Source organism: Candidatus Glomeribacter gigasporarum BEG34, from assembly GCF_000227585.1.
In the GTDB taxonomy this organism is placed as follows: domain Bacteria; phylum Pseudomonadota; class Gammaproteobacteria; order Burkholderiales; family Burkholderiaceae; genus Glomeribacter; species Glomeribacter gigasporarum_B.
On the sequence record NZ_CAFB01000043.1, the window covers coordinates 39,486 to 48,082 of the forward strand.

8 protein-coding genes and 1 pseudogene are annotated in these 8,597 nt (G+C 56.9%); 6 read left to right on the plus strand and 3 right to left on the minus strand.

The features are described from left to right. Window positions 1-2: 2 nt before the first annotated feature. Window positions 3-710: a DNA polymerase III subunit epsilon gene (dnaQ, locus tag CAGGBEG34_RS05190; RefSeq protein WP_006682768.1), complete on the minus strand. Its 708-nt coding sequence runs from the start codon at window positions 708-710 to the stop codon at window positions 3-5. Window positions 711-771: 61 nt separating this feature from the next. Here dnaQ and CAGGBEG34_RS05195 point away from each other — a divergent pair, with 61 nt between their 5' ends. Next, window positions 772-1,833, plus strand: coding sequence for a hypothetical protein (locus CAGGBEG34_RS05195; RefSeq protein WP_006682769.1), 1,062 nt, complete (start codon window positions 772-774; stop codon window positions 1,831-1,833). Window positions 1,834-1,908: 75 nt separating this feature from the next. Here the strand turns inward: CAGGBEG34_RS05195 and rnhA are convergent, their stop codons facing one another. Together rnhA and CAGGBEG34_RS11685 are read right to left on the minus strand one after the other, a co-directional pair. Then, a complete protein-coding gene (gene rnhA / locus CAGGBEG34_RS05200) occupies window positions 1,909-2,391 on the minus strand; it encodes a ribonuclease HI (protein WP_006682770.1) in 483 nt (160 codons plus the stop codon). A gap of 50 nt (window positions 2,392-2,441) precedes the next feature. Then, entirely contained in the window at window positions 2,442-3,389 is a 948-nt protein-coding gene (locus CAGGBEG34_RS11685) for a class I SAM-dependent methyltransferase (protein ID WP_042688163.1), read from the minus strand. A 29-nt stretch (window positions 3,390-3,418) separates the two neighbouring features. On the opposite strand from CAGGBEG34_RS11685, the pseudogene gloB reads away from it, so the two are divergent. The 5 genes and pseudogenes from gloB to rpiA all read left to right on the plus strand — a co-directional run. Next, window positions 3,419-4,340 (plus strand): annotated as a pseudogene (gene gloB, locus CAGGBEG34_RS10120) (hydroxyacylglutathione hydrolase). Further along, window positions 4,327-5,160, plus strand: coding sequence for a 16S rRNA (adenine(1518)-N(6)/adenine(1519)-N(6))-dimethyltransferase RsmA (gene rsmA, locus CAGGBEG34_RS11325; RefSeq protein WP_420885887.1), 834 nt, complete (start codon window positions 4,327-4,329; stop codon window positions 5,158-5,160). Before gloB ends, rsmA begins: the two are co-directional and overlap by 14 nt. Next, window positions 5,126-7,306, plus strand: a complete 2,181-nt coding sequence (gene rnr, locus CAGGBEG34_RS05220; protein ID WP_042688171.1) for a ribonuclease R — start codon at window positions 5,126-5,128, stop codon at window positions 7,304-7,306. Before rsmA ends, rnr begins: the two co-directional genes overlap by 35 nt. A 19-nt stretch (window positions 7,307-7,325) precedes the next feature. Continuing rightward, on the plus strand, window positions 7,326-8,069 hold the full coding sequence (gene rlmB / locus CAGGBEG34_RS05225) for a 23S rRNA (guanosine(2251)-2'-O)-methyltransferase RlmB (RefSeq protein WP_006682773.1): 744 nt from the start codon (window positions 7,326-7,328) through the stop codon (window positions 8,067-8,069). A gap of 3 nt (window positions 8,070-8,072) precedes the next feature. Further along, on the plus strand, window positions 8,073-8,597 hold a 525-nt coding region (gene rpiA / locus CAGGBEG34_RS05230; RefSeq protein WP_042688164.1), incomplete at its 3' end, for a ribose 5-phosphate isomerase A.

Below are 8,597 nucleotides of genomic sequence, written 5' to 3' on the forward strand. Positions count from 1 at the left end.
AATTATAACGATGAGCGCCATGCGCATGGCGCTTTTAAAGTCCGCTCAAGCTCATCCAGCATTGCGCGATGCGCTGCAACTTCATCAGGCGAAGCTTTGCGCACGGGCAGCGCCCCGGCATCCAGCGCCGCCGGAACAGGCAGGCTTTTGCCAGGCGCGGACGGTTCGGAGAGCTCGATCCCCAGGCTTTCCTGGCCGCGCGTCATCGCCAGATAGACATGCGCAAGCAGCCGGGTGTCCAGCAAAGCGCCGTGCAAGGTTCGATGGGTATTATCCACTCCAAAACGCTCGCAAAGCGCATCAAGAGAATTCCGTTTACCGGGAAAAAGCGTTCTCGCCAGCGCTAAAGTATCGATAATCTCGACGCCGCAATGTTCCTGGAAGGGCGGCAAACCGAGCAAAGCCAGTTCCGCGTCCAGAAAGGCCAGATCGAATGGAGCATTGTGAATAATGATTTGCGCGCCTTGCATAAACGCGCACAACTCGAACGCAATCTGTGCAAACTTGGGTTTATCGCGCAGAAATTCGGTCGTTAAGCCATGTACGGCGAGCGCTTCTTTGGCGCTTTCACGCTCTGGATTGAGATAAAAATGGCGGGTCTGACCGCTCAGTTGGCGATTGATCAATTCAACGCAGCCGATTTCGACAATACGGTCGCCAGACTGAGCGTTTAAGCCCGTGGTTTCAGTATCGAGAGTGAGTTGACGCATGGATAGGCGAAATATTATAGTGAAGAGCTATATTTTCTAGCTCTTTATAAAGGAGAGGAATATGTGGAACAGTAGTAGTTATGGAGGCGTAGACCTTTCATTGTATAACGCCGTTAGTGAAGAAGAACTCAAACAGCAGAATTTTCTAAAATCCGCGGATATCAAGGAGTTAAAAGAGGCCTGTAAACAGAATTCTGATTTAAAAATCGATATTTTTAAAAGTGCAGCGATCTGTGAAAAATTTACGCCGAACCAATTGGTCGAACTTGTGACCGTAGAAGGGTTCATGCCTGGCTCTGATGACAAGTCTACAAAGGCCGCGAAACTTCTTTTGCAGAACCCGCACTTCCTCCAGCAGACCCTAGCGCCGCAAATGCCCGAGTCTGAATCAAACCCGGCCGCCAATTTACTCACGCTGGCCTCTATTGACCCGGCCATAGAAAAACAGATCATACAAGATGCGCGACTGATCGGAAAACTGGGCGCTGATCATTTAAACAGAATCATGATTTCCAGCGCTGAGAATGCGCGAATTGTATTTGATAATCATGGTTTATCAGACGAAATAGCAGAACGTCTGCAACCTGAAACCCTATTCAGGCTGGCTTTAAATAAAGAAAATATTGAAATTGCCCAAAGAATCCTGGAACATCCTATTCTTTGTAAAATACTGATAGAAAATAAAAATGAGACTGCACAGAAAGAATGCTATATCAGACTGGTTAAGGCGCATCATTTATATGAATACAACAAGCTCATACCTGAGTGTTTGATGCAATTCAATAGTGAAATTGTAAGAGTCGCTCAAAGTGATGGCCGATCCACAGAAATACGCGATGCGCTCCTCGCTTTTCAAAGCGAGCAACAGAATAACCAGCATCCGGAACTGCTCGATATCGTGACGGAATGTGCATGGGCGCTCGAAATACAAACGAATCAGGATGTCCGTGACAAATTCAACGCATTCATCAGTTGTTGCAGATCGCATGGCGAAGAGGACATAGTGAATATTCTCGATGAGATTAAAGCTGCCCAACAAATATTTTTGAGCCGAGAAGGCGTATTGCTGGCGATTCAGGAAAAAAGGCAATCTAGTCAAATACAGAAGGCGAGTATCGTCTAGAGTATTTTTCAGCGGCTTGCTCCTTGGGCACGCTCACTGAAAAATGCTCTACATGACAATCGTTACTGCTAAAAATCATGCCCGCTTTGCAGGTAAAGCCACTATACTTTGACGCGCGAGCCGGTCCGCGCGTTCGTTCTCTGGATGGCCGGCGTGCCCTTTGATCCAGTGCCATTCAATTGGATGCAAAGCAGCCAGCACCGCCAGCCGCTGCCATAAATCCACATTTTTAACGGGCGTTTTCGCAGCCGTCATCCAGTGATTCCGTTGCCAGCGGTGAATCCACTCGCTGATCCCTTTCTGCACATATTGCGAATCGGTGTAAATTGCGATTTTTTCGGCGCAAAGCGGAGGTTGAACCGCTTCAAGCGCGGCAATGACGGCCATCAGTTCCATCCGGTTGTTGGTGGTTGCCGCTTCATGACCGGATAATTCCCGTTCGCGCATCCCCATTTCCGCGTCCAGGGCGTGATAACGCAGTACGGCGCCCCAGCCGCCGGGGCCGGGGTTTCCCCGGCAAGCCCCGTCGGTATAGATTTCGATGAGTTTTATATTCATTTGTGGCAAGTCCTAGAAGTCATTTTATAAATGGCTGCAAGGCTGTGGTGCTATGAAATGGCTTCTCTTGAGGTTGGAGAAACGGGCGCAGGTAACAGCGAGGGCGCGTTCAATTGCGCTGGTCCAATCAAACGCACGCCATGCGCGCGTTTGACCGCCGTGATGATATACACAGCGCCGAAAATGGGCCACCAGCGATGACCAGCGGTTTCCAGAAAGTGGCCTCGATTCGGCCAGCGTTTCATGCTAGAGCATTTTTCAGCGGCTTGCCCGGTGTCGCTTCTGCGTGTTCGGTATTCGGGATCGCTGCGGGGTCGCCTCCATCGCTGTACGATGGAGACCTGCTCCGCCCGCATCGATCCCCATACTGTCTTCGCGCTTGCGCCAGTGGCAATCTCATTGAAAAACGCTCTAAAAGGCGGCCTGTATATTCCAAAGCGCCCCTGATTCAATTGAAGACCCAGAAGTTTGAGCCAATCTTTGAGTCTTGAGAGCGCGATCAGCGGATGCAACGCGGGCACGAATGGATGGCGTATTCTGTATCCGAGCGCATGCCGCGCGCCCCATAAACTGTGCGGATTAAATCCGCTCAGGATGATCTGACCCTCAGGCAGCAGCGCGCGCGCGGCTTCGCGCAGGAGCTGATGCGGTTCACGGGTGAGCTCAAGCGCATGAGGCAGCGCCAGTAAATCGATGCTTTGCGTTGCAAGGGGAAGCGCTAGAAAATCGCACTGGAGGGTTGAGTGAAAGCTTGGGTTCAAGGAATCTTCCGGGCATACAGATTCACGTCCGCCTGAAATTGCGCCGAGTGCAAGCGTGCGGCATGAGATGCGGTTTTCCCGCAACGCATTCAGCTCAGGCAAGCCCAACTGCACTGCGTGATAGCCGAAAATATTGCCGACCAGGGTATCGAACTGCGCCTGTTCCCAGCGCAGCACAGTGCGGCCAAGAGGCGAGGCTGCCCAGACGGGCCATTGGATGCTGGATAGAGCAGGCATAATACAAGATGGAAAAAGGAAAATCCGAGATGGAGATTTCAGGCGTTGGAGGCGTTGGACATAGCGCGCTCGAATATGCGGCAATCCCCGCGTTTCAGGATAACTATATCTGGGTGATCTCCAATGGCCGCGATGCGGTGGTGATTGATCCGGGCGATGAAGCGCCGGTGCGCGCCTATCTGCGCGAGCGGCGTTTGCGATTAAGCGCTATTCTACTGACTCATCATCATGGCGATCATACCGGCGGCGCGCTTGCGCTGGCGGAGGGGCAGGATATTCCGGTCTACGGCCCGGCCTCCGAGAGCATTCCCGGCGTGACGCATCCCGTGAGGGAAAAGAACACCGTGCAAATCAAAACGCCGGCGTTGCGCTTTTCCGTGCTGGAGGTGCCGGGGCATACGCTGGGACATATTGCTTTTTTTGCTTCCGGATTCGCTTAACGGACCGCCGCGCCTTTTCTGCGGCGATACCCTGTTCGCATGCGGCTGCGGGCGGCTTTTTGAAGGAACGCCGCGGCAGATGCTCGCTTCGCTGGACAAGCTCGCCGCCTTGCCAGATATGACGCGCGTGCACTGCGCGCACGAATATACCCTCGCCAATATCCGTTTCGCGCGCGCGTGCGAACCTGAGAATGCCGCATTACAAGACTGGCAGCGTCAGGCTGAAATGCTGCGCGCACAGGGCGCGCCTACCGTCCCCACCACCATTGGCCATGAAAAACGGGTGAATCCTTTTTTCCGGCTTGAGGCACTGGCGATTCTTCGATACCTAGAGCATTTTTCAGAGAGATTGCACAAGGAACGAGCGCGAAGACAGTATGAACAATACGGCGAGCGCGAAGTGACACAGTGCAAATCGCTGAAAAATGCTCTAAACGCCCGCGCGGGCCGCTGCAGCAATCGCCTCGCTGTATTTACGGCGTTGCGCGCGTGGAAGGATGATTTTGGCTAAAGCGCGCATTCAGGGCCATACTGCGCGTAAGCGGTTTGGCCAGCATTTTTTGATCGATTCCGCAGTCATTGATGCAATTGTCTCGGCGATTGCGCCCGCGCCGCAGGATTGTCTGGTCGAAATCGGTCCCGGCCTGGGCGCATTGACCTGGCCGCTGCTTGAGCGGCTCGGCGGCGCAGGCCGCCTGCACGCGATTGAAATGGATCGCGATCTGGCGGCGCATTTGCAAAGACTGGGCCATGCTTCGCTCATCCTCCATGCGGGCGATGCGCTGCGCTTTGATTTCGCTCAGCTTGCGCGCGCGGAACAGGCGCGGCTGCGGATTGTGGGCAATCTGCCTTACAACATCTCCAGTCCGCTGTTATTTCATTTGCTTGATGAGATGAATGAGGTGGTGGACCAGCATTTCATGTTGCAGCGCGAAGTTGCAGCGCGCATCGCCGCCGCGCCTGGCAGCGCCCACTATGGACGGCTCTCGGTGATGTTGCAGTCGCGTTATGCGGTCGAACGGCTTTTCGACGTGCCGCCCTGCGCCTTTGCGCCGCCGCCGGCGGTGCATTCAGCGGTGCTCAGAATGGCGCCGCACGCATCGCGCGCCTTGCCCCAGCTTGACTGGGCGCGCTTCGCCGCGCTGGTGCGCGCGGCGTTCTCGCAGAGGCGCAAGATATTGCGTCATACTCTGTCCGTTTATCAAAAGACCCCTGATTTTGACGCGCTTGGCTTCGATCTTGGGCGGCGCGCGCAAGAGGTTCCGGTCGGTGAATATCTCAAGCTTGCACAACACATTGAACAAAACGCTCACCCCAATCCCAAGCCGTGAAGAAATTCTAGGCGCGCTGCGCGCCGCCAAGGCGCCGCTGGCAGCAGATGATCTGGCTCAGATGCTTGCAGTCCGGCGCAAGGCGCGCGAAGGATTTTCGGCCCGCCTCGCGGCGATGGCGCGCGACGAACAAATCCATTTCGATGCCAAAGGACGGGGGCGGGCGATGCCCGTGACCCGCTTCATTGCCGGCCGCGTCCAGGGCCATCGGGAGGGGTATGGCTTCTTGGCGCGCGACGATGGCGAACCCGATCTGTTTTTGTCGAGCGCGCAGATGCAAAAAGTGATGCACAACGACCGCGTGCGCGCGCGGCTGGTCGGATACGACCGCCGCGGGCGTCCTGAAGGGCAGATTGTCGAAGTCATTGAGCGTGCCCATACGCATCTGAGCGGTCGCTTAATTCTCAAGGAAGAGGGGATGTGGCTGGCGCCGTCCGATCAACGCATCAGCCAAGAAATTTTGATCCAGCCGCGCGGACGGCGAAAAGCGCGCGCGGGTCAGATCGTCAACGTTGAATTGCTCCGTTTTCCAGACCGCTATACGCCTGCGCTTGGCAAAGTGACGGAAGTGCTCGGTGAGCCTGATGACCCAGGCATTGAAATTGAGATCGCGGTGCGCAAATTCGGCGTCCCGCATCAGTTCAGCGAGGAGGCGCGCGCGCAGGCGGCGCAACTGCCCGACGCGCCCGCGGAAGCGGATTGTCGCGGCCGCGTTGATCTGCGTCATTTGCCGTGGCTTACGATTGACGGCGAAGATGCGCGCGATTTCGACGACGCGGTGTACGGCGAAGCGGTCAAACTGGGACGCAAACGCGGTTTTCGATTGAGGGTGGCGATTGCCGATGTCTCTTATTACGTCAAGCCTGGCGATGCGCTCGATACCGCAGCGCTGGAACGCAGCACCTCGGTGTATTTCCCGCGCCGCGTGATTCCCATGTTGCCGCCGGAACTCTCCAACGGCTTATGCTCATTGAATCCAGAGGTGGACCGCTGCGCGCTGGTCTGCGATCTTGTAATCGATGCCCAGGGGGCGGTGCATACGTGCCAGTGTTATCCGGCAATGATTCATTCCGTCGCGCGGCTGAGCTACACCGAAGCGGTGGCGCTGATGAGCGGACCGTCCGATGCCAGTGCGCCGCCGCGAGCGGCGTTTCTCCCTCAGTTGCGCGCGTTGCACGGTATTTATCAAACGCTGGCGCGCGCGCGCGCGCGCCGCGGCGCGATTGATTTCGACGTGGTTGAGACGGCCATGATCTGCAATGCGGAAGGGAAAATTGAACGCATTGCGCCGCGCGTGCGTAATGAAGCGCACAAATTGATTGAAGAGTGCATGCTGGCGGCCAATGTCTGCGCCGCCGATTTTTTAAAGCGGCATCAACATCCGTGTCTGTACCGCGTGCATGCCGGCCCTTCCGAGGAAAAGCTGGCCAGTCTGCGCCGTTTTCTGGGCGGAATGGGGTTAAGGCTTGGCGGCGGAGCAAAACCCCAGGCGCGCGACTACGCGGCATTCATCGCGCAGGCGCGCGCGCGGCCCGATGCGCAGATGTTGCAGTCAATGCTGCTGCGCTCATTGCAACAGGCGATATACAGCCCGGACAATATTGGGCATTTCGGCCTGGCGTATCCCGCCTATACCCACTTTACAAGCCCTATCCGGCGTTATCCGGATCTGCTCGTGCATCGCGCGATTCGCGCAATCCTAAAGGGACGTGCATACCGGCCGCGCAAATCGGCGGCATTGCGGCATTTGCCCGCTTCTGCGCCGAGCGCGAAAACATCGGTCTGGCAAAGCTTGGGATTGCATTGCTCGGCGAATGAACGGCGCGCCGATGAGGCGACGCGCGATGTCGAAGCCTGGCTCAAATGTCAGTTCATGCTCGACAAGCGGGGCGAAATTTACGAGGGCGCAGTCAGCGGCGTTACCGCCTTCGGTCTGTTTGTGACGCTTGAGCCGCTTTTTGTCGAAGGGCTGGTGCATATCAGCACGCTCGGTCCGGAATATCTGGAATACGATGCAATTAAAAATGAATTGCGCGCGCGGACAGGCGCACGTTATGGCTTATCCGACCGCGTGCGGGTGCAAGTCAGCCGCGTCGATCCTGATGCGCGCAAGATTGATTTGCTGCTGGTTGAACGAAGCGCCTAACGTTCCTGGTCCCCGCTGAATGCCCCGCCTCAAACTGTTACACGGTTTTCACGCCATCACAGCGCGGCTTAGAGCCTTTCCGGCGACGGTCAATGAAGTGTGGTACGACCCGGCGCGGCAGGATGCGCGGATGCGCGCGTTTTTGCATCTTGCCGCGTCCGCGAATGCGCGCCTGATTGCCGCGGACGCATCCCGATTAAACGCGCTGAGCGGAGAGAAGCGCCATCAGGGCGTTGTTGCGCGCGTGACGGAGGCGACGCGCGCGCATTCGCTGGAGACGCTGCTTGATACCATTGAAGGCCAGCCCTTACTGCTCGCGCTTGATGGCGTGACCGATCCGCATAACCTCGGCGCGTGTCTGCGGGTGGCCGATGGCGCGGGCGCGCATGCGGTGATTGCGCCGCGGCGGCGCGCGGCTGGATTGACAGCGGCCGCGGCAAAAGCGGCCAGCGGCGCGGCAGAAACGGTCCCGTATCTGACTGTGATCAATCTCGCGCGTGCGTTGCGCGCATTGAAAAACGCCGGCATACAGGTGATTGGCACCGCGGACGACGCAACGACCTCTTTGTTCGATATTCAGTTGGACGGCGCGCTGGCGCTAGTGATGGGGGCGGAGGGCGCGGGCATGCGGCGTCTGACGCGCGAGGCGTGCGATGAAGTCGTGCGGATTCCGCTCGCGGGCCATGTGCAGAGTTTGAATGTATCGGTCGCGAGCGGGATTTGTTTATTTGAGGCTGTGCGGCAGCGTTTGAAAAGGCTTTAATCAATGGATCAATACGCGCTTAAACAACGCGCCGCGCTGGCGGGCGCCGATTATGTACAGGCGCATGCGCCGAAAGGCGCATTGCTTGGGGTGGGCGCCGGCTCGACCGTCAATATATTGATCGACGCGCTCGTGGCGCAACAAGCCTTTGGGCGGCATTTCCGGGGTGCAGTTTCAAGCTCGCGCGCAACGACTGCCCGCCTTGAATCCTGTGGCGTTCCAGTATTCGAGCTGAATCAGGCCGATGCTTTACCGCTCTATCTCGACGGCGCGGACGAAATCGATCCGCATGGCCGGATGATCAAGGGCGGCGGCGGCGCATTGACCGGCGAAAAGATTGTCGCAGCCGCCGCCAAAGTCTTTGTATGTATTGCGGATGTTTCAAAATATGTGCCGCTGCTGGGCCGCTTTGCATTGCCCGTTGAGGTTGTACCGATGGCATACGCCATGCTCAGCCAGCGCTTCGCGGCGCTCGGCGGCACGCCAAGGCTGCGCTGTATGCCAGATGGTGCGCCGTATTTGACTGAC

Bases quoted from the DNA above. Each gene is read 5' to 3' on its own strand.
- dnaQ (WP_006682768.1), bottom strand. From the start codon at position 710: ATGCGTCAACTCACTCTCGATACTGAAACCACGGGCTTAAACGCTCAG.
- CAGGBEG34_RS05195 (WP_006682769.1), top strand. From the start codon at position 772: ATGTGGAACAGTAGTAGTTATGGAGGCGTAGACCTTTCATTGTATAAC.
- rnhA (WP_006682770.1), bottom strand. From the start codon at position 2,391: ATGAATATAAAACTCATCGAAATCTATACCGACGGGGCTTGCCGGGGA.
- CAGGBEG34_RS11685 (WP_042688163.1), bottom strand. From the start codon at position 3,389: ATGCCTGCTCTATCCAGCATCCAATGGCCCGTCTGGGCAGCCTCGCCT.
- rsmA (WP_420885887.1), top strand. From the start codon at position 4,327: ATGATTTTGGCTAAAGCGCGCATTCAGGGCCATACTGCGCGTAAGCGG.
- rlmB (WP_006682773.1), top strand. From the start codon at position 7,326: ATGCCCCGCCTCAAACTGTTACACGGTTTTCACGCCATCACAGCGCGG.